The following is a 21,910-nucleotide window of genomic DNA, read 5'->3' on the forward strand; positions in this document are numbered from 1 at the left end:
TGCAAAGTTCTTCACGATCGTTCCTGTCCTGTCTGACTGCTGTCCTGAACCGCAACGCGCAACCGCACGACCACCGGCTGCGTCATCCCGCGCGGCGGCGGCGCGCCGACCCGCCGGCCGACCAGCGCCGAGCGCAGGTCCGCGGCGACGTCCGGCGCGAACGCCGGCGCGCTCTCGACCCGCTCGATGTTGCCGCGCCGGTCGAGCCATGCCTTCAGCCGCAGCGCCTGGGGCGCGTCGCCGTGCTCGTCGTCCTCTCTGCGCGCCGCATCACGTTCGAGCTGCGCGCGCAAGCGGGATGCCGCCGCGTCCGTGCCGTCGAGCGCCGCAGCCAGCCGCTGCGCGACACGCTGCGCATAGTCGGCCCACGCGGCCGGCGCGTCGCCAGCCGCCACCGGGCCGCGCCGCGCCGGCCGGCCGCGTGTCAGCAGCGCACGCAGCGCTCGCAGCGCAGCGCCGATCCTGCCGGCGCCGGTCATTGCGCGGCGGCTTCCGCGCGCCCCTGCCCTGCGTCGTCGGTCTGCGCGTCGCTACCCGCGCGCGCGGCGGCTTCCTGCTCGGCGAACGCCGGACGGTTGCGCAGGTGCAGCAGGAACTCCTGGACCATGCGGTCCCACAACTCGATCGTCGAGCGCAGGTAGCGCACGGACACCCCGCCCGCCACGATCACGTCCATCTCCAGCGCAAGGAACGGCCCGTGGCTCGCGAGCCGCGCAAAGCGCTTCGTGCGGTTCCAGTCAGCCACCATCTGCGCGGGCAAGTCGCCCTGCACCTGCAGCACGCAACCGAGCGTGTAGTCGAGGTAGCGCGCAATCGCCGCGCCCGCGGCCTCGCCCTGCGGCGGCGCGGCGTTGCCGAAGCGCACCGCGAAGCCGACGCCCTGGCTCGCGCTCATCAGTTGCACCGCGCCGTTCTGCTCGGTCGCGGTCACGCGGTAGCCCGCATTGCGGAACACGTCCGCGAGTTCGTCGACGCCGATCGCATCGATCAGCGCATCCTGTGCCGGGCGGTCGCCCGACGCTTCCATCTTGCTGTCCAGCATGGCTCTCTCTTCCTTGTTTCAACGAATCGATCGGGTCGCCCGCGCGACGGAAGGCCCGTTCCGTCACTGAGCGCCGGCAGGCGCGGACGCCGCAGCGGTCGCGCTTGCCGGGTTCGCCGCGCGTGCGGCCGGGTCGTACTTGCCCGCATACAGCGCATCGCCGTAACGCTGCGCGAGGTCGTCGTACTTCACGCGCGCGGCCGCCGCGAACGGCTGCCGCGACGCGAACAGCGTGCCGATGCCGACATGCTCGTACGCATCGAGGATCTCGCGGCCCACGCGATACAGCTCCGCATTGTGGGCCTGGCAGGTTTTCAGTTGCGTGTCACGCGCGCGGATTTCGCCCTGCTGCTGCGCATGCTGCGCCTCGCGTGCGCGCGACACAGCCAGCAGGTCCTCGTAGGACGCCTTGTATTTCGCGAGCGCCTGCGCATCCTGCTCGCGCGCGGCCCGCTCCTGCGCGAGCGCGCGCCTCGCGGCCGCTTCGCCGCCCGACTGCCCCTTGGCCGCCGCGAGTTGCGCCTGCGCCGCCTTCAACTGCGCGAGCGCGTCGTCGCGCTGCCGCTCGGCGGCCGTCTTGTCCGCCTGCAACTGCGCCTGGCCGTTCTGGAGCTGGCGCAGCTCCTGCACGGTCGAACGCAGCTGGCTGCGCAGCTTGTCCTCGATGCCCTGCGCGCCGGCGCCGCCTGCGGCCAGCAGCAGCGCACCGGCGAGGCCGGCCGCGACGATCGCGTGTTGCGTGGTCTTCATCCGCGGCTCCGGTCAGAAACGGGCGTTGAGCTCGAGCTGCAGCACGTCGATCGACACCGGCGGGCCGTACACCTCCTTCGCGCTCAGGTAGCGCGCCGACACCCACGCGTCGCGCGCGACCGCATAGGCCGCGCCGATCACGTAGCCGCGCGCGTTGGTGCCGCCGAGGTGGAAGTCCGAATCGTTGAATGCGTCGAGCACGGCGTCGGGCTGCAGGTACTTGTACGCGATCGAGAAATTCCACTGCCCCTTCGCGCGCGGCTCCGGCTCGCCGAGCGTCGCCTTCGCGAGGAAGCCGTTCGGGCCGCTGCGGTAGTCGGCGCGCGTCGCGTTCACCGACGTCGACTCGTAGTTGTTGACCGGCAGCGACGCCGCGCTGAACGCCTTGTCCTCGTTGTACGCGAGGTTGCGCACGAATTCGCCGTCGAGCCGCAGCTTGAAGCGGTCGGCGACGACGGTGTCCCACTGCGCCTTCAGGTCGAGCAGCCGGTAGTTGTACGCGAGCCCGAACAACTGCGGCTGCGGCGTCATGCCCGGCGCGAGGTTCGGGTTCTGCACGATGTTGCGCAGCGCGAGCAGCGTGTTGCCGCCCTGCATGAAGGCCGGCGCCTGGTTGTCGGTGCTGCAGCTCGTCGCGCCGAGATACAGCGCGCACGGCGACGACAGCGTGCCGCGCATGTTCTGGAAGTCGTAGTACGCGACCGCGCCCTTCAGCCGGTTCTGCGCGTTGATCTTCCAGTCCGCGCCGAACTGCGCGCCGAACAGCCACTTCGTGTCGCTGCCCGCCTTGTCGGTGCTGTTCGACGGGAAGTTCTCGCTCGTGTACTGGATCGGGAACACGCCGAGCGTGCCGAACAGCGTCACGTCCGGGTTCCACGGCAGCGCATGGCGCAGGTTCGCGGCGATGCCGTCCATCATCAGGTCGTCGGAGAACACCAGGTCCGACTTGAAGAACGGGTTGTCGAAGCGGCCGGCCGTCAGGTTCAGCCATGACGTCGGCCGGTACGCGAAGTACGCCTTGTTCAGCCAGATGTTCTTCTTGCCGAAGCCGCCGCCCGCCGTGGCCGTGGTCGACACGGGCCCGTTGTCGTTGCCGCTCGCGAGCTGCAGGCCCGCCGTCAGCTCGTCGGACAGCGTCGCCGTCACGCCGAGCCGCGCGCGGTAGCGCAGCAGGTTGTTGCGGTTCCGCGTCGTGTTCTGCGTCGGCAGCTGCGTCGTGTTGGTGTTCGAATTGATGTCGAAGCCGCCGCCCTGGTTGATCGCGGCGAAGTTCGTCACGTTGTTCGCGTTGCCGCTGCCGTAGAAGTGGTATTCGTCGCGCACGCGCAGGTCGCCGTCGAGCTTGATGCGCGACACCCAGTCCGGGAACGTGTTCGGCTGCGCCCAGTTCTCGGCCTTCGCCTGCGCGATCACCTCCTGCTTGACCTGGTCGCGGATCTGCTCGCGCACCACCTGCGGCACGTAGGGCACCGCGACGTCGCCGGGCTGCGTCGGCGGGTTGACGATGCCCGCACCCGCCACGACCGGCGCACCCGGCGCGCGGGCCGCCTTCGCCTGCGCGGCCTCGGCGCGCGCCTCGCTGATCAGCTCGCTCGCATTCTGCTGCGTGAGCACGCCGCGCTTGACGAGCAGGTTGATCAGGTTGATCACCACGCTCTCGGTCGGCGCGGCCTTCCCCTTCGCCGCCTGCGCCTCGAGCGATTGCCCATGTGCGGCGGACGCGCAGGTCAGCCCGAGCGTCAGCACCGCTGCGCCGACGCACGACAGTCGCGCGGGCAGCGCGCCGCTGCGGGGTAACGCGCCCCGTCCGTTCATCTTCTGAATCATTTAAGCACTCCGGACAATTTCCGTTTCTTTTCCGGCAGCATCCGAGCGACGGCGCTGCCCCATGATTCCTGCATCGTTCGCGCCCGCGCCGTCATGCCGGCTTGCGCCCCTGCAGCCTGACGAGCACCGGATACGCGGTCGCGGGCGGCGGCGCCTCGTCCACCTTGCCGAGCGCCTCGACCGCCGCGACCACCGCCGCGTCGATCCTCGCGTCGCCGGTCGACTGCGCGATCGTCACCTTCGCGATCCGTCCCGACGGCTCCAGCCACAGGTTCAGGCTGCCCGCGAAGCGCGCGCCGCCCGCCTCCTGCACGGCCTTGTCCTGCTCGATCGCGCGCTGCAGCACGTAGACCATGTACTGCGCATAGCTCGCGTTGCCGAAGCGGCCGCCGCCGCCGCTGCCGACCATGCCCGAGCCGTCGCCCGCGCCGATGTTGAAGCTGTCCGTGCCGGCCTGCGCCGGCGCGTTCATCGTCATCTGCTTCGGCTGGTTGTCCGACGGCTTCGGCGCTTCCGACGGCTTCGGCGCGACGCTCGGCTTGTCGACCGGCGTCTTCACCTCGTCCTTCACCTTTTCGGGCGGTGGCTTCTGCTTCGGCGGCGGAGGCGGCGGGGGCAGCGGAATCACGGTCGTCACCTGCGGCGCGCTCGCGCGCTTCACGCCCGCGGTGTCGCTCGCGAAATGCCAGACCAGCGCGGCGAGCCCCGCGAGCGCCAGCACGATGACGGCCGGCTTGACGAAGCGGCCCGGCCCCTTGCTCGGCCCGCCGCCGTTGTAGGTCATTTCCATCGCCTAGCCGCCCTGCTTCGCCTTGCCGGTCACGAGGCCGACCTGCGACAGGTCGAGCCGCCGCAGCAGGTCGAGCACGTCCATCACGCGCTGGTATTGCACGGCGGCGTCGCCCTTCAGCACGATCGGGAATTCCGGGTTGCTCGCCTTCTCGGTGCGCAGCCGGTTTTCGAGCTCGTCCATCGTCACCGGATACGCATCGAGGAAGATCTGCCCCGAATCCGCGACCGTGATCGCCTTCGTCTTCGGCTTCGCGAGGCTGGCGGACGAGCTCGCCTTCGGCAGGTCCACCTTGATGCCCTGCACCGACGCGGTCGTCATGATGATGAAGATGATCAGCAGCACGTACGCGAGGTCGAGCATCGGCGTGATGTTGATGTCGTCGTACGGCTTGTCGTCGTCCTGAACCTGCATGGTGGTCTCCCCGCGTCCGTTCAGTCGGCCAGCACCGCGTGATCCGGCGAGCGATGCGCTTCGGCCAGGCGCGTGACGAATTCGTCGACGAACACCTGCATGTTCGCGGTCACGTTCTTGTTGCGGATCAGCAGGTAGTTGTAGCCGAACAGCGCCGGAATCGCGACGAACAGGCCCGTGACCGTCGCGAGCAGCGCGGCCGCGATGCCCGGCGCGATCGCGTTGACGTTCACGTCGCCCGCCGCCGCGATCGCCGCGAACGTGATCATCACGCCGACCACCGTGCCGAGCAGGCCGAGGAACGGGCCGCCCGAGATCGCGATCGTCAGCAGCACCATCGACTTCGACAGCCGCTGGTTCTCGCGCACGAGCGTCGCATCCATCGACGCGCGGATCGCCTCGATCGATTCCGTCGTGATCACCGTGCGGCCGTTGTCGTCGACGCGGCTGTGGATTTCATGCACGCCGGCCCGGTACAGGCGGTACAGCGACGACTGGCTCAGGCGGCGGCCGTCGTCGCTGCGCTCGTCGACGTGCGCGAGCCCGACCAGGTGCTTGCCCGCGACTTCGCGAAAGCGCTGCACGAAGTAATGGTTGGCCTTGTCGACCGTGCCGACGTAGCGCGCCTTCGTCCACATCACGACCCACGACACGATCGCCATCGCGAGCAGGATCGTGATCACCACCCACGCGTCGACCGTCACCGACTGCACGATCACGCCGAAGTAGCCGAAGCCGAAGCCCGACTGCTTCTCGTCGTTGCCGTACGCGACGAGCTTCGATTCGGAGCCCTGCGACAGCGCGTCGACCGCGAGCGCGGCGGCCGGGCGCGCGACCTTCGACAGGCGCAGCTCGTCGATCGCGCCGGCGTAGCCCGAGAAGCCGGCCGGCGCGCCCGCGACGTCCGCGCCGACCGCGGCCGCGCTCGACAGGGCCGGCAGCGCCGCGGCGACCTGCGCGACCTGCTTGCCGTTCGCATAGACGGTCAGGTTGCGGCCGTCGTCCGTCACCGCCAGATGCGTCCACTGGTTCGCGGCGACCGGCGCGGCGGCCGGCGTGCGCACCGGCGCCGGACTGCCGGCGGCGCCTTCGACCTGCGCGAACGGCACGCCGTTGTCGAGGCCGATCAGCAGCGCGTTCGCGCCGTCGCGGCGGCTGTACAGCAGCGCGTTCGGCGCGAGCGCCGACGGCTTGACCCACGCACTGAACGTGAAGCCGCCGCCCGCCGCGACGTTCAGCGACGGGCTGGCCGGCAGCGTCAGCGCCGCGCTGCCGTCGAACTGCGCGCCCTTGCCGACGATGCCGTCCTCGACGCTGCGGAAAGGCGCGTTCTGCGCGTTGTTCGCATACGCGGTCGCGTCCTTCGGCGGCGTGCCCGCCGCGCCGTTGAAGTGATAGACGAGCGTGGTGTCGGCGTCGAACGTCTCCGCCGGCTTGCCGCCGTCCGGCGCCTTCTTGTTGCCGTAGTACATCCAGATCGACTCCGCCGTGCCGGCCGGCAGCTTCGGAATGTCGACCCACACCAGCGCGACGCCCAGCATCGCGTCATACTGCTCGATGTGATAGTTGAGCGGCGTCTTGTCGTCGGCGGCGACGAAGCGGATGTCCGCGCCGTTGTCGGCCAGCCCGTCGAACTGGAAATTGCCCGAATGCAGGCGGATCAGCAGCGGCACGCGGCCCGCCGCTTCCGTCAGGTTCGCGCCCTTCGCGCCGGCATCGATCGTGATCGCCTTGCGGTACGACCAGTCGTTCTGCCACCACGCATGCGCGATGCCGGGCAGCACGCCCAGCATCGCCGCCAACAGTAACCCCATCACTCGCTTCACGATCCACTCCCCGAATGCGCCGCCCCCCATACGCAGATATGCGGATGCGCGGCACGATCAAAAAAACCGTCAGAACCCCAGTCGCACGTAGAAATCGAACCGGGGGCTGTATTGCTTCGTATAGACGCCCGCCTTGAGCGGCCAGCCCGCCTCGAAGTCGGCGCTCGCGTACTTCGCGAGCTGCAGCCGCGTGCCGACACCGACGCTGAGCAGGTTGAAGCTCGACGTCTGCTCGGGCAGCGGGCTCAGCAGCCACAGATGCGCGGCATCGACGAACGCATGGAAGCGCCATTCGTTGATGCGGCTGCCGATCGCGCCGCCGAGGAACTTCGCGAGCGACGGGGTGCGCAGCTCGAGCGACCCGATCACGCCGCTGTCGGCCGTGTCCTCGGCCTGCAGGTAGCCGCGCACGCTGTTCATCCCGCCCGCGGCGAACTGCTCGCTCGACACGAGCGGCGAGTTCGAGATCTGCGCGCTGACGTGCGCGTTGGCCTGCATGTCGTTCCCGAAGCGCTGCGTGTGGTTCACGTCGAACTTGCCGTAGACGAAATCCGGCGTCGCCTTGTAGCGCTTGCTGTCCCACGCGCCCCAGTCGCTGCCGATGCCGCGGATGTTGGTCACGAGCGCGGCCGAGAACGACGTCTGCGACTGCTTCAGGCTGAGCTGGCCGTTGTACGAGAACGTCACCGGCACGTAGGTCAGCGGCACCGTCGACGACTGTCCGGCGACGCTCACCTTCTCGTCGTAATGCTTGCGGTCGATCTCGATGCTCACCGACTGCGCATAGGTGTCGGACGCCGGCAGCGCATAGATCGCCGTGAACCCGTAGGTCGTGCCCTTGCCGAGCACGTTGGTGCCGCCGACCGACGCGACGTTGCTGTCCGAGTGGACCACGGTCGCGAGGAAGCTCCAGCGCGTGTCCCTGATCGGCGCGAGATACGAGAACGCATAGACGCGCGCGTCGTTCGGATGCTGCGGCGCGAGCACGTAGGTGCCGGAAATCACGTGGCCGAGCTGCCACAGGTTCGAATAGCTGAGGGTCGCGGTCGTGCGCAGCGACGACGTGCCGGGGCTGCTGTCGTTGTTCAGGTCGAGCGAGCCGTGCAGCGGACTGTGGTCGTCGACCTTCAGGTCGACGTCGACCGTCTGCGGCAGCGTGCCGGGCTTCAGCACCGGAATCACCTGGCGGTCCGCCGAGCGGTTCAGGTCGGTGAGCTGAAGCTGCGCCTGGTTGAAATCCGGCACGGCGCCTTCCGCGAGCGCCGGCACCGCGTCGCGGATGTTCTGCGGCGAGTAGTACTTCGCGCCGTCGACGCGCAGCCGCCCGACCTTCGCCTCGACCACCTGCAGCAGGATCACGCCGTTCTTCACCTGCTGCTGCGGCAGCTCGACCACGACGGACTGGTAGCCGTGGTCCTGATACGCCTTCTGCAGCGCATCGCGCGCCGCGTTCACGTCGGCCAGCGTGCGGCCGGGCCCCTCGAACGGATACACCGCCTTCTCGATCTCGATGCTCGGCAACGTCGTGTTGCCGCGCACGATGAATGCGTTCACGTCGAACGTCTGCGGCACGCCCGCCTCCTGCGCGTGGACGCCGGGCGCGAGGCTCAGCCCTCCGAGCAGCGCCGCGCCGGCCAGGCACCGGCGTCGGAGCCGCCGCGGCTCGCGTGATTTACGGTCTGCTGTTGGCGGCATGCGCCATTCCCCTTTCTGTTGCGGATCATCCTCGCGCTGACGCGGACATCCGGCACGTCCCGCTATCAAAGCGTTGTTTCAATTCGATGACGCTTTATCAGCCATCCTTAGTAAAGCGCTCAGGTTTCGGCCCTGTCCGTTTCCGCCATCGTCAGCCGGTCTCGGTCTCGCGCACGACCGGCTGCGTGTCGCCGACTCGGCCGAACTGCTGCAACGCAAAGCCCAGCAATGCGTTCAGGCAGTCCGCAAGCGGCCGGCTGCCGGTCTCCAGCACGAGGTCCGCGGCACGCGGCGCCTCGTACGGCGACGACACACCGGTGAATTCGCGCAGCTCGCCGCGGCGCGCCTTCCGGTACAGCCCTTTCGGATCGCGCGCCTCGCACACTTCGAGCGATGCGGCGGCATGCACTTCGCGAAAGCCCGCGCCGACGATGCGCCGCGCGTCGTCGCGCATCGCCGCGCGCGGCGAGATCGCCGCGACGATCGCGATGAAGCCCGCATCGGCGAACAGCGACGCCACTTCCGCGATCCGCCGCACGTTCTCGAAGCGGTCACGCTCGGAGAATCCGAGATCGCGATTCAGCCCCGCGCGTAGCCGGTCGCCGTCGAGCACCGTGGCCCGCAGGTCGCGGCGCCGCAGCAGGTCGGCCAGCGCATCCGCCAGCGTGCTCTTGCCCGCGCCCGACAGCCCCGTGAGCCACAGCACGCCGCCCGCGCCGTCCACGCCACGCGCATCGCTGCGATCGCACGCGTCTACCGGTAATGACGAAACAGGCGCGGAAAACCCGCAGTGATCGGCGTTCATCGGCGGCTCAGCTTTCATGATTCGCGGGCTCGTCCTGCTCGCGCGGACGCGTCTGCCAGAAGCCGCCCTGCATCGTCACGATCGACGGCGTCTCGCTCCACTGGTGCGGGCTCAAGATCTCGCCACGCAGCACGTTCGGCATCACCTGCACGTCGAAGATCTCGTCGACGCCGTTGAAGAACTGCAGGATTCCCAGCACGTCGCCGCTGCCCGCATCGAGCGCCGCGACGCCCGCGACGAGCGCATCCGCGTCGCGTTCGATCGGCAGGCCCTGCGGCCCGCGCTTCTCGCGCAGCTTCGACAGCCCGACGAACAGCACGCCGCCGTATTCGGCGAGGCCGTGCGTGAAGCCGGGCAGCGTCGCGAGCACGCGCTTCGCGCCCGTGTGCGGGTCGATCTGCAGCACCCGGCCGCGGCCGCCCTCGAGCACGTGCAGGCGGCCGCCGATCACGCGCGGCGAATGCGGCATCGACAGGCCGGACGCGACGACGCGCCCCGACGGCACTTCCATCACGATGCCGCCGTCGGCCATCCCGCCGCGCCAGCCGAACGGCGTGTCGGTTTGCCCGAGCGCGGTCGCGTAGCGGACCTTGCCGTCGCTGAATGCCATCCCGTTCAGGTGGCAGCGGTCGTCGGGCGCCAGCGCGGTCACGAACGGCGGCTGCCAGATCGACGTGAAATTGAAGTAGCCGTCGATCACGCAGATGGACGAATAGCGCGTGTTGACCGCCAGCACGACCTGCTTGTCGAACGCCATGTCGTGCAGGTCGAGATCGCCCGTGTAATACGCGATGCGCGGCACGAACACCGCGTCGTAATGCGCGGGACGGGCCGGATAGTGCGGCGCAAGCGTCGACACGTTCGCGAACACCATCAGCTCGTGCTTCGTCGCGACCGCAAGCCGGTTGCCGGCCACCGCCATTCCCATCGAGCGCGGCAGTCGACACGCGGACAGCGTCGGGACGCCGCCGTCGTCGACGCCGATCAGCGCGACGCCGGACGGACGGCGGCTCACCGCGAGCGAGCACTTGAGCGCGGCGAGCACCTGCAGGAAACGCCCCGTATCGCGCAGGTTGATGACCGGCGACGCGGCATCCGCGTCAGGCGACGCCGCGTCGCCGGTCGATCGGCTTTCGTCGAACTGTTCCACGTTCATGATCCTGTCGGCTGTGCGCCGCCCGATGAAATGAATACGCGTGACCGCGACCGGATGCATCCGGTCGCCGCTCACACCTACCTAGACGGAACGAGACGCGCATTGCCGCAGTTTTTTTGCGCGCGGCCCGCCGGCCCGTCGTTGCGGCCGCGCCGGCGAGCGGCCGACGATGCGCGCGCAACGGGTTCCGCGCCGGCTTCGCGCGGCACGTTGCGCATGAATGTGCGTGGCCCCCGTTTCGTGTGCTTGTCGTTCTGCCCGGCGCTGCGATGCGTCGGCCGCCGCGTTCTCGCGCGGCCCGACAATCGTCGTGTCCCAACCGGGAAGTTTTTGTGACATTCCGCTGAAGATTCGCACGAGCTTGCGCGTGCGTCCCACTTATCCGGGGCCCGGATGCGACGAAATCCTGCGGCTTGCGGCCGGCCGTTACGTCCTAGCTATTGAGAAAAACGTCAACGATGGGGAACGCCCATGTGGCTCGCTACGATGCTCGCGCGGTGGCTAGGGTCTGTTTACATACGGAACACGCATGCGTTGCGACGAGAACGGCCGCTCGCGAGGCGCGCAACGCCGCGAATACTGGACTATCGCCAAGGAGCGCAACGCGGCGAGCGGCCGTTCTCGTCGCAACCCCAAATTTCAAAAAAACCATTCCACGGGAGGGGAAGCGCGAATGCATCGATACGAACGAGAGCGGACGGCAGCCGCGCGGCGCGAACGGGGCATCGCGATCGTGACGGTGCTGCTCGTCGTCGCGCTGGCGGCCACGCTCGCGGCGAGCGTGCTGTGGCGCCAGCAGGTCGCGACGCGCGACGTCGAGAACCAGCGGCTCGCGACGCAGACGATGTGGGTCGAACGCGCGGCCGTCGAGTGGGCGCGCGCGACGCTGCGCGCGCAGAGCGCCACGTCGAACGTGACTTTCGACGGCCAGACGTGGTCGCAGCCGGTCGCCGACGTGCCGCTCGCGAACCTGCTGCCGCCGGGCGCCGCGACAGTCAACGCCGAGCTCGCGCGCGCGCGGATTTCCGGTCACGTCGAGGACGCGCAGGCGCGCTTCAACCTGATGAACCTCGTGTCGCGGGTCGCGCCCGGCAAGCCGTGGCAGACCCACGGCGAAGGTTTGCTCGCGTATCGCCGGCTGCTCGGCGAGCTGTCGCTCGATCCGGCGCTCGCGCAGCAGACGGCCGACTACCTGCTGCGCTCGCTGCGCGACGCGAACGGTCCCGGCGGCTGGCCGCTGCAGCTCGTGTCGGTCGACGACCTCGCGCGCATTCCCGGCTACGACGCCCGCGCGATCGCCGCGCTCGCGCCGCTCGTGACGATCCTGCCCGACCTGACCACCGTCAACGTCAACACCGCGGCCGAGCCCGTGCTCGTCGCCGCGATCCCGACGCTGTCGCGCAGCCAGGCGCGCCGCCTCGTCGAGCGCCGCCGCACCGCGTACTTCGTCAGCACCGGCGACGTCGCCGAGTATCTCGCGCCGGTCCAGGGCAACGCGACGCTGCCGGACGGCTCGGCCGTCGGCGTGAACAGCGGCTATTTCATCGTGCATTGCCGCGTGCAGTCCGCACGGATCAATGCGCGCATCGACACGCTGATCGCGCGCTACGGCAGCGGCAACTTTGCGTGGACGTCGGTGATCTGGGTGCGGCGCCTCACGAGCTGAGCGCGGCCACGGCGGGCACGGCGGCCGCACGCGCGTCCTGATTCGGCGACGCGTCGCCGAGCGCGACCGGGCGCAGGTTCTGCATCGCGCCCGCATAGTCGAGCGACAGCCGCGTCATGCTCGTTTCGCGCACTTCGCCGAGCAGCCGGTTCCAGTCGTCGATCGACACCAGCAGCGCGATCGGCCGGTTGTATTTCGTGACCATCACCAGCGCTTCGCTCGCATGCCGGAGCGCCTTCGACGGGTTGCTGCTGAAATCGCGCGTCGCCATCGCGATCGTGCGCAGGCTGAACACGTTCGTCGCGGCATCGTCGCCGTCGTCGTGCAGCAGGCGCTCCAGCGTCGCCGCGCGCAGCAGCGCCTGCGATTTCGCGGACAGCCGGCTGTCGCGACGCTTCCTGCGCTCGCTGCGCGGATCGACGTGCGCGGCAAGCAGCCGCACGATCTGGCCGAGCGTCGTCGCCGGCAACCGGTCGTAGCGCCGCCACCACTCGGGCGGCAGCGCGATCATCATTCCCGCGTAGGTCGCCGCGACGCCGTCGGCGATGTGCGACGGCAGGCGTTCGGCGTCGCGCGCGTCGAGTTCGAGTGCAGCGCGGACGACACTCGTCATCGCGGCAAACGCGTTGTACGCCATCGCGACGATGCCGTGCGCGAGCAGCGCGGCGCGCGCCGGCACGTCGCCGAACAGCGCGCCGTCGAACACCGGCCCGAGCGGCAGCGGCAGCGCGTCGCGCCACCGCCGGCACGCGAGCCGCACGACGTGCCGCGCATCGAACTGCGCGGCCGGCAGGTCCGTCAGCAGCATCACCACGGCGGCCGACGCGCGGCGCCATTCGATGCGCCGCAGCGCGGCCGACGCATCGTGGTCGCCCGCCAGGCCGACCGCCTGCTCGCGCACCGCGCCGCCGTCGTGCGTCCCGGCATCCCGCCAGTCGCCGAGCGCGCGGCACGCGGCCGCACGGCCGTGCTCGCGCACGATGAACGCGCCGCCGCGGCGCGGCCAGCCGGACAGGATCGCGTCCGTCTCGAAGCGGCCGTCGATGATCCACAGCTCGCCCGGCTGCACCACTTCCCGCAGCGCACCGGCGAATGCGCGCTCGTGCATCCGGCCGCGCTCGTGCGGCAGCAAATCGACGATCATGCCGAGATCCGGGTCGTAGACGGGCAGCACCCGCGCATGCGCGGCGGCCTCGCGGCCGGGATTGCCGCACCCGCAACCGCAGCCGGCGGCGTCGTGCCCGCACGGCATGCCGCCGTCCAGCACGCGCAGCCGCATGCCGCCGGTGGAGCGGGACCCTTCGCGCGGGCGCGGCGCCGTCACGGGCAGCAGCAGCTCGACGCTGTCCTTCACGAGCGCGCGGCCCCAGCCGGCGCGCAGCCGGCTCATGCAGTCGTGCAGCGCCGCGACGGCCGGACCGAATCCGGCTGCCAGGCCGCCGTCGAACGCGTGCGGCGCACGGAGCGAACTCGGCTGCCGCGCCGCGATCGCCACGATCGCGTCGACCGCCAGCGCGAACAGCGCTTCGCGGATCGCGTCGCCGTCCGGCTCGTCGTCCGTGCCGGCGGCCGCGCCGTCGATCCAGTCGTCATGCAGCGCGCATTGCAGGACGAGTCGCGCCATGATCGTCATCGGACTCTGTTCGACGAAGCGTTCCACGACCGTGCGCATCACCTGATCACCTCGTCTCGGTTGGATTGGACGCATGCGTGACGCGCTCGGGCCGGCCGCACTTGACGCGCCGCTTGCGACGCAGCAGCATCGTGAGCGACCGGATGCGCGCGACGACGTCGCGTCGCGGCGCTCCGCCCGCAATCGCTGCACGAGGCCCCGGCATGTACGTAGACCCCCGCGTGGCGCACGGCCGCGCCCGGTTCGACCTGAGCCGCTCGCCCCGCCTCTTCGCCGAGGAACGCCGCTGGGAGATCAGCGACGTCGTCACGCGCGGCATCGACGGCTTCACCGGCGCGCGCACCCGCCGCAACCTGATGCGGCTCCTCGAACGGCAGATCGCGCCGAAGCTCGCGCGGCTCGGGCTCGAGCCCTACGTGGGCGCGCTCGGCCAGCTCGAAGGGCTGTTCGTCAATTTCTCGACGATGAGCGCCGAGCACGGCCTGCGCGAATTCCAGCTGCAGCTCACGGTGCCCGATCTCGTGCTGCGCAGCTTCGCGTCGAACGCGATCCGGCCGCATGCAGTGGCCCGCTGCATGCAGCGCAACGGCGTGATGTCGCTGGCCGGGATCGAACATGAAACGCGCATCGCGTTCGTGTGCGCGCGCGTGATCCGCTCGCTCGCGCTCGCGGAAGGCTGGCGGCAGGTCGGCGTGCCGACCTCGCTCGGGCTGTTCGTCGGCGTGCTGACCGACGCGCGCGACGTGTCGATGAACACCTACCTGCGGCCCGGCGACAACGACCGGCCGTCCCGCTGGAGCGGATTCGCCGGGCTGTTCTCCGCGATGCCGCACTGGCGGCCGGACCAGGTCCGGCACGGCGGCGAGCTGCTGCAATGGATGATCAACCATATCGTGGCCCTGCAAGAATCCGCACCGCTCGCCGAACGCTTTCCGTTTCTGCGCGAGCCCCTGCGCGACGCCGACGACCCGCTCGATGCCGCGTGGGCACGCGCACGCGCCGGTGCGCAGGACGATCCGGCCACGCGCTGATGCCGCCGGCGCGCGGCTCGGCCCCTGACTGCTCTTGCCTTGTCGTTGCACTCACTCGGTCGCGGCGATCCGGGGGCCGGTCTCGCCCGGCCCCCGGTCCCGCTTCACGGCCCCTCGCTCTCGTTTACTAGGTCGTAGCAGGTTCGCGTAACCCGCAGACTTTCTTGCGACGCGGGCATCGTCGCGCATCGAATCCATCGCCAAACCGGCACCGTTACGGTAGTGTTGTCGCGTCACGCCGCCGTCACAATCACGACACTACAACGGACCTGCGACATGCCCTTGCCCAGCATTTACCTCACTGCACCGATGGCATCGACTGATTCGGAAATCTGGTTTTCGGCGTACGGATTCGGATGGGGCTATGCCGCCTACGCGCTGACGCCCGACACGCTGCGCGAGCACCTCGGCGCGGCGGACACGAGTCATCGGCAGTTGCTGCTCGCATTCGAGCTGAACCGGCAGCGGATCCTGCGTGCGGTCGCGCTGTGTCCGCTGCCGCTCGACGGCGAGCGCGTCACGCTGCTGCCGTCGGACCTGTAGTGCGGTCGCGTCAATGCACCTGCGTCGCCCCGCCCGGTTCCGCTTGCCCGAGCATGCCGAGCACCGCCCATAGCCAGATCAGCTCGTGCGCGGTGCGTGCATGCTCGGCGCTGCGCATTCGCCAGCGCCGGAAAGCGTCGAGCTCGCGCGCGGTCGCATCGCCGGCGCGCAGCCAGAGCAGCCAGCGAATGGCGCCCTCGCGAATCTCGTCGGCGAGCGCCTGCGCGTCGCCGGAACATTCATCCCGTTGCGAAATGGTCATGGTTACGCCACCGCCCGAAGCCAAATGAACGCGTTCTTCCCGTGCAACACAGCGATGCGCTGCACGGGGCGCTTTGCCACACACGCCTCGGGTCCGACGACGCTCCACCGGGCAGCCGCGAACGGCCGCCCGGCGTTTGCCGGCCCTCATTGACGATGTCGTATCGAAGACGCGCAACCCGCAGGACGCGGGACGCGATGATGGAAATGCGGCGCGTCGGCGCTCAGCTCAGCAGCACGATGTTGCCGGGCAGCCGCGTGATGTGCGCGCCGTACAGGCGGCCCACCATGTCGATCACGTCGTCGAGCCGCGTGATCGGGAATTGCGCCTGCATGCGGTTCGCGGCGAGCGCGGCGCTGCGCAGGATGACCTTGCCGGGCCGATACCGGTTGATCTCGTCGACGACTTCCGCGAGCGGCACGCCGTTGAACACGAGCATCCCGCGCCGCCATGCGCTGACGGCGCCCGGATCGATTCGCGACACGGGCTGCACGCCGCGGTCGTCGTAGGTCACCTGCTCGTCGGCACGCAGCGTGCGCGCGCCGCGCGGATGCTGCAGCGCGACCGTGCCCGACAGGCAGGTCACGCACACCTGCGCGCCGGTGCGGCGCACGTTGAACTTCGCGACCGTCGCCTGCATGCGGCCGCCGCCCGCGACCACGACGACCGGCTGCATCGCCGCCGCACGGCCGGACGCCGGCGTCGCGTCGATCTCCGCTTCGCCGGCGACCACCTCGACGCCGCGCGCGGCGACGCTCGCGGGCAGCACGTCGACCCGCGTCCGGGTGTTCAGCTCGACCGTCACGCCCGCCGCCAGCGCGACCTGGCGCTGCTCGCCGATGCCCGTATGGTAGTCGGCCGCGAGCTCGGCCAGCGACGGCCACAGCGCCATCGGCGGCCGCAGCGCGAGCCACGACGCGCCGGCCGCGACCGCGAAGCCGACGAACGCGCGCCGGCCGGTGCGCAGCGTGCGCTCCCGCTTGGCAACGTTTGCCCACGCGGCGGCCGTGCGTTCCTCCTGCGCGAGCTCCGTCGCGGCGGTGCGCAGCGTGCCCCACGTGTCGCGCAGCAGTTGCGCGGCCTGCGGACGAGCGGCGCACCAGCGCTCGAACGCATCGGCGTCGTCCCGGGTCGCGCTGCCGGAGCGCAGACGCAGCAGCCACGCGCTCGCTTCGTCGAGCGCGTCGTGTGCGGAATCGGCCTGGGCTTTCGTCATCGTCCGGATGCTCAAAATTTACGTGGCCCGCCGCGCGAACCCGTGTACGACTCACCCTCTTCCTGCATGCGCTGCAGGCAGTACTTCATCGCCGCGCTCAGCTCGCTTTCGACGAGCCGCAGCGAAATGCCGAAGCGCTCGGCGATCTCGCGATTCAGCAGCCCGTCGACGCGGGCGGCCAGCAGGATCGCCCGGCGCCGCGGCGGCAGGCCGCGCAGCACGTCCTTCAGCGCATCGACCTTGCGCCGCGCGGCGACGATGCGCTCGGGATCGGCCACCTCGTCGGGCAGCTCGAGCAGCGTCTCGACGTCGTCGTCGTGCAGGTGCCGCCGCTCGCGGCGATGCTGGTCGATCGCGACGTTGTTCGCCATCCCGAGAATATAGGCGTCGGCGTTGGTCACCTGCGTGGACACGTTCGCGTTCTCGAGGCGCAGCCAGGTCTCGTGCAGCGCGTCGGCGGCGCCGTCCTTCGATCCCGTCACGCGCTCGAGCCGCCTGACCAGGTACGCGTAACGCGACGCCAGCAGCTTCCTGAGCCCGGCGCGGGTGGTGTCGGACATGACCGCCTAGTTCCGTTCGGCTGTCCGCGGACAGCGGACATGCACGCCGTTGCCGACCGGCCGCAGCAGGATCGTGACCGGCTGCGGCAGCGCCGCCGGCGGCGCCGCGTCGAGCCTCAGCGTGCGCAGCGCGCGCAGGACCGCCGCGTCGCGCGACGCCAGACCACTCGATGCCACCATGTTGACCGCCACCACCGCCCCCTTGTTATCGATGCGCACTTGCGCGACGAGTCGATAGCTTCCCGGAACCGCCGCCGGCTGCGCGCACAGCGCATCGATCAGATGCGTCTGCAGCAGGCCCGCGAACGTGCGCAGTTCGTCCGAAGCGCCGACCCCGTCGATCGGCAGCGCGGAATCCGCCGGCGCCGCGACCGTGGCCGGCGCCGTGTCGGCCGCCGGCCGCGCGACGATGATCGCCTCGTCCGGCCGCGCGAATTCCGCGCGCAACCCCGTTCCCGCCAGCACCCTCTCCAGTGCTTCGCGCGGCAGGAATTCGCCCCGGACCGGCGCGCTCGTGCGAGCGTCGAGCAGCGGCGCGGGCGCCAGCACGATCAGCTCGGTGATCCGCGCGAAATCCTGCAGGGCCTTCGCGAGCGGCTGCGCGGGCAGATCGAAGTGCGCCGTGGCGCCCGGCTGACGTCCGGCGGTTCCGGTCTCCTGCGCGTGCACGACACGCATGAACAACGCGGCAAGGGTGAACCACGCGACGATCGCCAGGACGCCGGCCGGCGCCCGTGAACGAGTCATGAATTCCTGGACGGAAGTGAAGTTGCACGCTGCCGGCGAATTCCCAGCACCCCCGTGAGCGACTCCGCGGCAAGCGAATGACGGATTGTGAGCGGAGCATGTGACAGTCAGGTGAATTGTGACGGCGAGCGGCCAGACCGCGAGCCGTTCGGCAAGCCGTTCATAGGCCGGTCGTTCGACTGCTCAAGGCTGTCGCACGACGAAGTTGCCGATCCCCGTGCCGACGACGCGAAGCCGCGTCGAACCGGACGACAGCGTGATCGTCACCGGCACGTCGATGCTTTCGTCGCCGAGCACGACGCGCTCGATCGCTTCACCGCCGCCCGTATGGCGGACCGACACGCCGGTCACTTCGGCGCCCCAGCGGCGCGCGCGGAACAGGTCGTCGGTCATCGGCGACCATGCGCCGCTCTCCGTGCGCTGCACGAACCGGTAGCCGCCGCCGACCGGCTGCCACGCGATCGCCATCGAGCGCACCTGCGCCTCGTCGCCGGCCGATTCGAGCAGGCTCGCGAGCCGCTGCGCGTCCTCGGCCAGCTCCGTGCGCCGGTTGCGCGACGGCGCGAGCGTGACGACCGCGACCAGCAGCCCGACGATCACGAGCACGACGAGCATCTCGAGCAGCGTGAAGCCGCGCTGTGCGCGGCGTGCGCCGCAGGTTCGGCGCATTGCGTCGTGCGCCGGTTCGGTCTCGTGGTCTCGCGTCATCATGTCTTCATTCACGCTCGCGTCAGGATCACTGCACCATGTTGTTCAGCTCGATGATCGGCATCATCACCGCCAGCACGATCACGAGCACCACACCGCCCATCGCGAGAATCAGCAGCGGTTCGAGCAGGCTCGTCAGGAACATCGTGCGGCGTTCGAGCTCGCGCGCCTCGCCTTCGGCCGCGCGGTCGAGCATCGTCGTCACGTCGCCCGTCGCCTCGCCGGATCGGATCAGGTGCACCAGCACCGGCGGAAACGTCTTCACGTGGTTCAGCGCGCGCGACAGCGCGGAGCCTTCGCGCACGCGCACGATCGCGTCGTCGATGTTCCCGCGCATCGCGCGGTTCGACAGCGTCTCGCCCGCCGCCTGCAATGCGCGCAGGATCGGCACGCCGGCCGCGGTCAGGATGCCGAGCGTGCTTGCGAAGCGCACCGTGTTGTAGCCGCGCACCAGCTTGCCGGCGAGCGGCGCGGTCAGCAGCCAGCGGTCGAACGCGAGGCGCGGGCCCGTCTGCGACAGCACCTTGCGGATCGCGAAGACCACCCCCGCGAACGCGGCGAGCGCCGCCCACCACCCGTGCCGCACGAAATCCGACAGCGCCATCATCACGACCGTCAGCATCGGCAACTGCTGCTTGGTGCTCGTGAACACGTTCGCGACCTGCGGCACCACGTAGCTCAGCAGGAACGTGACGATGCCGAACGCGATCAGCGTGACGATCCCCGGATACGTGAACGCGAGCAGGATCTTCTGCTTCAGCGCATTGCTCTGCTCGATGTAGTCGGCAAGGCGCGACAGCACGATGCCGAGCTTGCCCGTATGCTCGCCCGCCGCGACGAGCGCGCGGTAGATTTCCGGGAAATCGCGCGGATGCTGCGTGAGCGCATTCGCGAATGAATGGCCGCCGACGACCTCGGCGCGGATCGACGCCATCAGCTCGCGCACGTATTCGCGCTCGGCCTGCTCGCTCAGCACCGACAGCGATTCGTCGAGCGGCAGCCCGGCGACGAGCAGGCTCGCGAGCTGGCGCGTGATGATCGCCTGCTCGCGCTGCGACAGCTTGCGGCCGAGCGCGAGGCGCCGGTTGCGTTCGCCGTGCAGCCGCGACGCGGCCAGCTCGACGACGAGCGGCGTCAGCCCCTGCGTGCGCAGCTGGCTGCGCCCCGCGCGCGCGCTGTCGGCTTCCAGCACGCCCCTCAACGTCTTGCCGACGCGATCGATCGCTTCATAGCGGAATGCGGACATGTCAGCGGCCTCCCGTCACGCGCAACACTGCCTCGAGCGACGTCGCGCCCGGTGGATTCGCGGGCAAAGACTAATGCGTGAACCGGCGCAAATTTGTGACGGATGTTGGGCTATCTTTTTGGGCGGCGGGGATTATTCGGCTTGATTCTTTTTTATCGATATTGGCGATTTTCGTTGCTCAGTAAATGAGTTAATAAAATTCCGCTTTTCAGCCCGCGCGCCGACCGACAGTATGGTCCGTAACATCTGCCACGAAAATGACTCGGGGCTGCGCTAGCGCGATTCAGGGTGACGCTCCGCCAGGTTCCATCGACCTCCCGGCCTGAATTTTCGTTGATTCGACGATTGATCAGTCGGAGCAACGCAATCGGCTTTTCATCAAAAATGTTACGGACCATTCTTTACGAAAAATTCACACGCGCATTGCGAATTCCCTCCTACAGTTACTCCGCGGCCGATATCGCATTCGGGCCGCAGCAGCAGGCTCCCCGTCGTTCATCTTCGTTCAAGGGAATTTTCATGAAATCCAGCAAGCGCAAGATCTGTCAGGTCCTGGCTCTTCTCGTTTCGAGCATCGGCGCCACGGCCGCGATGGCCGCCGGCCCCGTCATTCAAGGCGGCGGTTCGTCGCTCGTCGCGCCGACTCTCGGCTCGGTCAGCAACACCGCCACCGAAATCGGCCTGTACGGCACCGCCAACGCCACGTTCACGTATTACTCGGTCGGCTCGGGCGCCGGTCAGAACGCATTCCTGAACAACCAGCCGACGTACTTCGGCGCGGGCGTCACGGGCACGGTCCACTTCGCGAACAGCGACGCTGCGCTGTCGACCGCGCAACTCACGGCGTACAAGGCCGGCCTCGGCGCGACCAGCGGCCCGCTGATCCAGATCCCGTATATCGTCACGCCGATCACGGTGCCGGTCGTCAACGGCCCGGCCGTGACCAGCACGACGACGCCGCAGACGACGCCGGGTCAGGCGCACAGCATCGCGCTGAACGACAACGACCTGTGCGGGATCTTCTCGGGCCGCATCACCGACTGGGCCGGCACGGGCGCCAACCACACCGACGCGGTCATCAATCCGGAAACGGGCTTGCCGTACACGACGACCAGCACGCCGATCTCCGTGATCTATCGTTCCGACGGCAGCGGCACGACCGAACTGCTGACCCGCCATCTGGCCGCTGTCTGTACGACGGCCAATACGGCTCAGGGCGTCACGTTCGTCGACTCGCTGACGTTCACGGCTTCGTTCCCGGGCGGCGCCGTGCCGTCGAACTTCATCCCGGCTTCGGGCAGCAGCGGCGTGCGCGGCGCGCTGGCGGCAGCCAAGGGCAACGCGGTCGCGTACCTGAGCCCGGACTACACGAACACGTTCCTCGCGCCGTCGAGCACGGTCGTGACGGCGGCCGGCGCGCTGCAACTGCCGGTGGCAAGCCTCGTGAACGCGAAGAACGGCGCCTACTACGCGCCGACGTATGCGAATGCGTCGACGGCGCTGGGCACGATCGCGGCGCCGGCAACGAAGCTCCTGGCCTCCAACCAGGCAAACTGGGTACCGAATGCCGGCAATCCGGCCGCCGGCTATCCGGTCTCCGGCACGAGCCAGATCATCCTGAGCCAGTGCTATGCGAACGCATCGGTCAAGAGCGCCGTTCAAGACTTCCTGAACAAGCACTATACGAATGCCGGCTTCGCATCGATCGTGCATGGCAACGGCTTCGACACGGTTCCGTCGAACTACCAGACGGCCATCTCCAACGACTTCCTGAGCAACGCGAGCGGCTTCAACCTCGACATCGGCAACGCGAGCGTCTGTACGGGCACGGTGGTCGGTCGCTGAGTCAATCGACCCGCTGCGTACCGACGTCTGAGCGTCCGCGCGACTGCGCCCTTGGGAACCCAAGGGCGCAGTTTTCATTGGGACCCGCGATCCGCACGACGCACCCCGTTCGCTGACGCCGGGCCGGCCGTGGGCATCATTCATCCTG

The 21,910-nt window shown here is 69.3% G+C and carries 21 protein-coding genes; 4 read left to right on the forward strand and 17 right to left on the reverse strand.

Going from position 1 to position 21,910, the window contains the following annotated elements; all coding sequences use genetic code 11:
- Positions 1 to 11: 11 nt before the first annotated feature.
- The 10 genes from KY49_RS31430 to KY49_RS31475 all read right to left on the reverse strand — a co-directional run bounded on the left by KY49_RS31430 (position 12) and on the right by KY49_RS31475 (position 10,305).
- Positions 12 to 479, reverse strand: coding sequence for a hypothetical protein (locus KY49_RS31430; protein ID WP_042588200.1), 468 nt, complete (start codon positions 477 to 479; stop codon positions 12 to 14).
- Positions 476 to 1,042 carry a YbjN domain-containing protein gene (locus tag KY49_RS31435; protein ID WP_042588201.1) on the reverse strand — a complete coding sequence of 189 codons (567 nt, stop codon included), beginning with the start codon at positions 1,040 to 1,042 and terminating at the stop codon, positions 476 to 478. The genes KY49_RS31430 and KY49_RS31435 overlap by 4 nt, the downstream gene beginning before the upstream one ends.
- A 63-nt stretch (positions 1,043 to 1,105) precedes the next feature.
- The gene (locus KY49_RS31440; protein WP_042588202.1) at positions 1,106 to 1,792 is read right to left on the reverse strand and encodes a hypothetical protein; all 687 of its coding nucleotides are present in this window, start codon (positions 1,790 to 1,792) and stop codon (positions 1,106 to 1,108) included.
- 12 nt (positions 1,793 to 1,804) lie between these two features.
- Positions 1,805 to 3,619: a putative porin gene (locus KY49_RS31445; RefSeq protein ID WP_042588203.1), complete on the reverse strand. Its 1,815-nt coding sequence runs from the start codon at positions 3,617 to 3,619 to the stop codon at positions 1,805 to 1,807.
- A gap of 91 nt (positions 3,620 to 3,710) precedes the next feature.
- Positions 3,711 to 4,409 (reverse strand): TonB C-terminal domain-containing protein, encoded by a 699-nt coding sequence (locus tag KY49_RS31450; RefSeq protein ID WP_052495813.1) that lies wholly within the window; start codon positions 4,407 to 4,409, stop codon positions 3,711 to 3,713.
- A 3-nt stretch (positions 4,410 to 4,412) separates the two neighbouring features.
- A complete protein-coding gene (locus KY49_RS31455; RefSeq protein WP_042588204.1) occupies positions 4,413 to 4,823 on the reverse strand; it encodes an ExbD/TolR family protein in 411 nt (136 codons plus the stop codon).
- Positions 4,824 to 4,843: 20 nt separating this feature from the next.
- Positions 4,844 to 6,637, reverse strand: coding sequence for a DUF2341 domain-containing protein (locus KY49_RS31460; RefSeq protein WP_063840506.1), 1,794 nt, complete (start codon positions 6,635 to 6,637; stop codon positions 4,844 to 4,846).
- A gap of 81 nt (positions 6,638 to 6,718) precedes the next feature.
- Positions 6,719 to 8,344: a ShlB/FhaC/HecB family hemolysin secretion/activation protein gene (locus KY49_RS31465; protein WP_156162655.1), complete on the reverse strand. Its 1,626-nt coding sequence runs from the start codon at positions 8,342 to 8,344 to the stop codon at positions 6,719 to 6,721.
- A 151-nt stretch (positions 8,345 to 8,495) separates the two neighbouring features.
- Positions 8,496 to 9,167, reverse strand: a complete 672-nt coding sequence (gene cysC / locus KY49_RS31470; RefSeq protein ID WP_231636579.1) for an adenylyl-sulfate kinase — start codon at positions 9,165 to 9,167, stop codon at positions 8,496 to 8,498.
- A complete protein-coding gene (locus tag KY49_RS31475) occupies positions 9,157 to 10,305 on the reverse strand; it encodes a TIGR03032 family protein (protein ID WP_042588880.1) in 1,149 nt (382 codons plus the stop codon). Before KY49_RS31475 ends, cysC begins: the two co-directional genes overlap by 11 nt.
- A gap of 673 nt (positions 10,306 to 10,978) precedes the next feature.
- On the opposite strand from KY49_RS31475, the gene gspK reads away from it, so the two are divergent.
- Positions 10,979 to 11,971, forward strand: a complete 993-nt coding sequence (gspK, locus tag KY49_RS31480; protein WP_042588207.1) for a type II secretion system minor pseudopilin GspK — start codon at positions 10,979 to 10,981, stop codon at positions 11,969 to 11,971.
- On the opposite strand, the gene KY49_RS31485 is transcribed toward gspK, so the two are convergent.
- Positions 11,961 to 13,643, reverse strand: a complete 1,683-nt coding sequence (locus tag KY49_RS31485; protein ID WP_231636581.1) for a type II toxin-antitoxin system Phd/YefM family antitoxin — start codon at positions 13,641 to 13,643, stop codon at positions 11,961 to 11,963. The genes gspK and KY49_RS31485 overlap by 11 nt on opposite strands.
- A gap of 164 nt (positions 13,644 to 13,807) precedes the next feature.
- Here KY49_RS31485 and KY49_RS31490 point away from each other — a divergent pair, with 164 nt between their 5' ends.
- Together KY49_RS31490 and KY49_RS31495 are read left to right on the forward strand one after the other, a co-directional pair.
- Positions 13,808 to 14,635 carry a hypothetical protein gene (locus tag KY49_RS31490; RefSeq protein WP_042588209.1) on the forward strand — a complete coding sequence of 276 codons (828 nt, stop codon included), beginning with the start codon at positions 13,808 to 13,810 and terminating at the stop codon, positions 14,633 to 14,635.
- 309 nt (positions 14,636 to 14,944) lie between these two features.
- Positions 14,945 to 15,178 carry a hypothetical protein gene (locus KY49_RS31495; protein ID WP_060969648.1) on the forward strand — a complete coding sequence of 78 codons (234 nt, stop codon included), beginning with the start codon at positions 14,945 to 14,947 and terminating at the stop codon, positions 15,176 to 15,178.
- Positions 15,179 to 15,188: 10 nt separating this feature from the next.
- Here KY49_RS31495 and KY49_RS31500 read toward each other — a convergent pair whose 3' ends face one another.
- From KY49_RS31500 to gspF, 6 genes are all read right to left on the reverse strand, one after another.
- Entirely contained in the window at positions 15,189 to 15,440 is a 252-nt protein-coding gene (locus KY49_RS31500) for a FecR/PupR family sigma factor regulator (RefSeq protein ID WP_042588211.1), read from the reverse strand.
- 223 nt (positions 15,441 to 15,663) lie between these two features.
- Positions 15,664 to 16,656 (reverse strand): FecR family protein, encoded by a 993-nt coding sequence (locus tag KY49_RS31505; RefSeq protein ID WP_042588212.1) that lies wholly within the window; start codon positions 16,654 to 16,656, stop codon positions 15,664 to 15,666.
- Between the two features lie 11 nt (positions 16,657 to 16,667).
- Positions 16,668 to 17,216 (reverse strand): RNA polymerase sigma factor, encoded by a 549-nt coding sequence (locus KY49_RS31510; RefSeq protein WP_042588213.1) that lies wholly within the window; start codon positions 17,214 to 17,216, stop codon positions 16,668 to 16,670.
- Between the two features lie 6 nt (positions 17,217 to 17,222).
- The gene (locus KY49_RS31515; RefSeq protein ID WP_042588214.1) at positions 17,223 to 17,963 is read right to left on the reverse strand and encodes a TonB C-terminal domain-containing protein; all 741 of its coding nucleotides are present in this window, start codon (positions 17,961 to 17,963) and stop codon (positions 17,223 to 17,225) included.
- A gap of 183 nt (positions 17,964 to 18,146) precedes the next feature.
- A complete protein-coding gene (gspH, locus tag KY49_RS31520; RefSeq protein WP_080406133.1) occupies positions 18,147 to 18,674 on the reverse strand; it encodes a type II secretion system minor pseudopilin GspH in 528 nt (175 codons plus the stop codon).
- Between the two features lie 25 nt (positions 18,675 to 18,699).
- Positions 18,700 to 19,917 carry a type II secretion system inner membrane protein GspF gene (gene gspF, locus KY49_RS31525; RefSeq protein WP_042588215.1) on the reverse strand — a complete coding sequence of 406 codons (1,218 nt, stop codon included), beginning with the start codon at positions 19,915 to 19,917 and terminating at the stop codon, positions 18,700 to 18,702.
- A 519-nt stretch (positions 19,918 to 20,436) separates the two neighbouring features.
- Between gspF and KY49_RS31530 the strand changes: the two genes are divergently transcribed.
- Positions 20,437 to 21,762: a substrate-binding domain-containing protein gene (locus KY49_RS31530; protein WP_042588216.1), complete on the forward strand. Its 1,326-nt coding sequence runs from the start codon at positions 20,437 to 20,439 to the stop codon at positions 21,760 to 21,762.
- The last annotated feature ends 148 nt before the right edge of the window (positions 21,763 to 21,910 follow it).

Origin of the sequence: Burkholderia sp. MSHR3999 (assembly GCF_000833595.1) — a bacterium.
Taxonomy (GTDB): domain Bacteria; phylum Pseudomonadota; class Gammaproteobacteria; order Burkholderiales; family Burkholderiaceae; genus Burkholderia; species Burkholderia ubonensis.

Coding starts and splice junctions, on each gene's coding strand:
- KY49_RS31495 (WP_060969648.1), top strand. CDS start 14,945: ATGGCATCGACTGATTCGGAAATCTGGTTTTCGGCGTACGGATTCGGA.
- KY49_RS31450 (WP_052495813.1), bottom strand. CDS start 4,409: ATGGAAATGACCTACAACGGCGGCGGGCCGAGCAAGGGGCCGGGCCGC.
- KY49_RS31435 (WP_042588201.1), bottom strand. CDS start 1,042: ATGCTGGACAGCAAGATGGAAGCGTCGGGCGACCGCCCGGCACAGGAT.
- KY49_RS31445 (WP_042588203.1), bottom strand. CDS start 3,619: ATGATTCAGAAGATGAACGGACGGGGCGCGTTACCCCGCAGCGGCGCG.
- KY49_RS31530 (WP_042588216.1), top strand. CDS start 20,437: ATGAAATCCAGCAAGCGCAAGATCTGTCAGGTCCTGGCTCTTCTCGTT.
- KY49_RS31485 (WP_231636581.1), bottom strand. CDS start 13,643: ATGCGCACGGTCGTGGAACGCTTCGTCGAACAGAGTCCGATGACGATC.
- KY49_RS31505 (WP_042588212.1), bottom strand. CDS start 16,656: ATGACGAAAGCCCAGGCCGATTCCGCACACGACGCGCTCGACGAAGCG.
- gspH (WP_080406133.1), bottom strand. CDS start 18,674: ATGATGACGCGAGACCACGAGACCGAACCGGCGCACGACGCAATGCGC.
- gspK (WP_042588207.1), top strand. CDS start 10,979: ATGCATCGATACGAACGAGAGCGGACGGCAGCCGCGCGGCGCGAACGG.
- KY49_RS31440 (WP_042588202.1), bottom strand. CDS start 1,792: ATGAAGACCACGCAACACGCGATCGTCGCGGCCGGCCTCGCCGGTGCG.
- KY49_RS31490 (WP_042588209.1), top strand. CDS start 13,808: ATGTACGTAGACCCCCGCGTGGCGCACGGCCGCGCCCGGTTCGACCTG.
- KY49_RS31455 (WP_042588204.1), bottom strand. CDS start 4,823: ATGCAGGTTCAGGACGACGACAAGCCGTACGACGACATCAACATCACG.
- KY49_RS31430 (WP_042588200.1), bottom strand. CDS start 479: ATGACCGGCGCCGGCAGGATCGGCGCTGCGCTGCGAGCGCTGCGTGCG.
- KY49_RS31500 (WP_042588211.1), bottom strand. CDS start 15,440: ATGACCATTTCGCAACGGGATGAATGTTCCGGCGACGCGCAGGCGCTC.
- KY49_RS31510 (WP_042588213.1), bottom strand. CDS start 17,216: ATGTCCGACACCACCCGCGCCGGGCTCAGGAAGCTGCTGGCGTCGCGT.
- KY49_RS31460 (WP_063840506.1), bottom strand. CDS start 6,637: ATGGGGTTACTGTTGGCGGCGATGCTGGGCGTGCTGCCCGGCATCGCG.
- cysC (WP_231636579.1), bottom strand. CDS start 9,167: ATGAAAGCTGAGCCGCCGATGAACGCCGATCACTGCGGGTTTTCCGCG.
- gspF (WP_042588215.1), bottom strand. CDS start 19,917: ATGTCCGCATTCCGCTATGAAGCGATCGATCGCGTCGGCAAGACGTTG.
- KY49_RS31475 (WP_042588880.1), bottom strand. CDS start 10,305: ATGAACGTGGAACAGTTCGACGAAAGCCGATCGACCGGCGACGCGGCG.
- KY49_RS31465 (WP_156162655.1), bottom strand. CDS start 8,344: ATGCCGCCAACAGCAGACCGTAAATCACGCGAGCCGCGGCGGCTCCGA.
- KY49_RS31515 (WP_042588214.1), bottom strand. CDS start 17,963: ATGACTCGTTCACGGGCGCCGGCCGGCGTCCTGGCGATCGTCGCGTGG.